The 1,804-nt window shown below is 60.4% G+C and carries 2 protein-coding genes; one reads left to right on the forward strand and one right to left on the reverse strand.

The annotated features are described in order from the left end of the window. Nucleotides 1-750: aldehyde dehydrogenase family protein (locus HMPREF9538_RS03795; RefSeq protein ID WP_009486165.1), on the reverse strand; the 750-nt coding region annotated here is incomplete at its 3' end. A gap of 264 nt (nt 751-1,014) precedes the next feature. On the opposite strand from HMPREF9538_RS03795, the gene HMPREF9538_RS03790 reads away from it, so the two are divergent. Continuing rightward, the coding region (locus HMPREF9538_RS03790) for a sigma-54-dependent Fis family transcriptional regulator (RefSeq protein ID WP_009486166.1) at nt 1,015-1,804 on the forward strand (790 nt) is incomplete at its 3' end.

The following is a 1,804-nucleotide window of genomic DNA, read 5'->3' on the forward strand; positions in this document are numbered from 1 at the left end:
GGCGAGAATATGCCGCCCGCCGGGGGGGGAGCCGGTAAACGCCAGCTTGGCGATACGCTTGCTGGTGGCCAGCGCCTCGCCCGCCTCTTTGCCGAAACCCTGCACCACGTTAAGCACCCCGGCCGGGAACAGATCGCCGATCAGCTCCAGCAGCAGGGTAATGCTTAGCGGCGTCTGTTCCGCCGGTTTGAGCACCACGCAGTTCCCCGCCGCCAGGGCCGGGGCCAGCTTCCACGCGGCCATCAGCAGCGGGAAGTTCCACGGGATAATCTGCCCGACCACCCCCAGCGGTTCATGGAAATGATAGGCCACCGTGGTTTCGTCAATCTCGGCGGTGCTTCCCTCCTGAGCGCGCAGGCAGCCGGCGAAGTAGCGAAAATGATCCACCGCCAGCGGCAGGTCAGCATTCAGGGTTTCGCGGATCGGTTTCCCATTGTCCCAGCTCTCCGCCACCGCCAGATATTCCAGATGCTGTTCAATACGATCGGCGACCTGTAGCAGCAGCCTGGAGCGCTGTTGCACTGAGGTTTTCCCCCACGCCGGCGCCGCGCGATGGGCGGCGTCGAGGGCGAAGTCAATGTCTCTGGCATCCGAGCGGGGAAACTGCGCAATGTTGCTGCCGTCGACCGGCGAAGTATTCATAAAGAATTCACCGCTCAGCGGCTCGACAAATCTACCGTCAATAAAGTTGCCGTAAGCCGATTTAAATGAAACCACGGCGCCGGGCTGGCCAGGATGTGCATAACGCATCGCAAATCTCCTTCTGTAGGGTTGAGACGCAGCGGCATATTGATTTTTTAAATTTGCCGCCGAACGCTTCTCACTGTGCAGGGGTTATGCCAGTTTTTTATTTTCTTTAAATATTTTTATTTATTAATACGTTGCCTTCACTAACCGAGCAGATGGTCAGCCATCTGTCGCACGGGTTTCCACTTATGTGTTGCAAATCGCAACACCAAATAAACCAAATGGCTACAATATTGCAACACAGCAACATCGACCCAGAGGTGCCCTGTGGCAGGCAATCCCTTTCTTCTCGCACCAGAGGTTAATGCGAATCCCCTGCTGAGCGATTCGTGGTCTCGCTGCCAGCGCTACGGGCTGGATCCCGCCACCGAGGATTTTCCCCGCCTCGGCGCCGGCGAGCTGGCGGACCGGCTCGCCAGCCACCGCGGCCTGCAGCAGCTGGCGCAGCCGGTGGTGGAAGCCCTGTCGCGCCAGGTCGCAGACCTGCAGTCGGTGGTGATCCTTTCCGACCCCGACGGCCTGGTGCTGCATACTCTCGGCGATACCCAGGCGCTGCAAAAGGCCCAGCGCGTGGCGCTGGCTCCCGGCAATCTGTGGAGTGAAAGCGGGCGCGGGACCAACGCCATCGGCACCGCGCTGGCGATTGACGATGGCTGCGAGATCGATGGCCGTCAGCACTTTCTTACCCGCAACCAGAATCTGTACTGCGCAGCGATGCCGCTCCAGCGACCGGACGGAAGCATCGCCGGGGTGCTGGATATCTCCGGCCCGGCGAATTTTCCCCACCAGCACACCTTTGGCTGGGTAAAAGCGGCGGCAAAGCAAATTGAATATCTGTGGGTGAAACAGAGTCTGCATCCTGAGCAGTGGCTGATGAGCCTGCACCGGCAGGTGGACAAACTCGACAGCGTCGAGGAGCTGCTGCTGGTCTTTTCCGACAACGTCCTCACCGCCGGCAACCGGCTGGCGATGCGCGAGTTCGGCCTGAGCGCGGCGCAGTTTGGCCAGCTCACCTTTGCCTCGCTTTTTCCGACGCTGACGCAAACGGCGGTCAGCG

Origin of the sequence: Klebsiella sp. MS 92-3, assembly GCF_000195655.1 — a bacterium.
GTDB classification, from domain to species: Bacteria; Pseudomonadota; Gammaproteobacteria; order Enterobacterales; family Enterobacteriaceae; genus Klebsiella; species Klebsiella pneumoniae.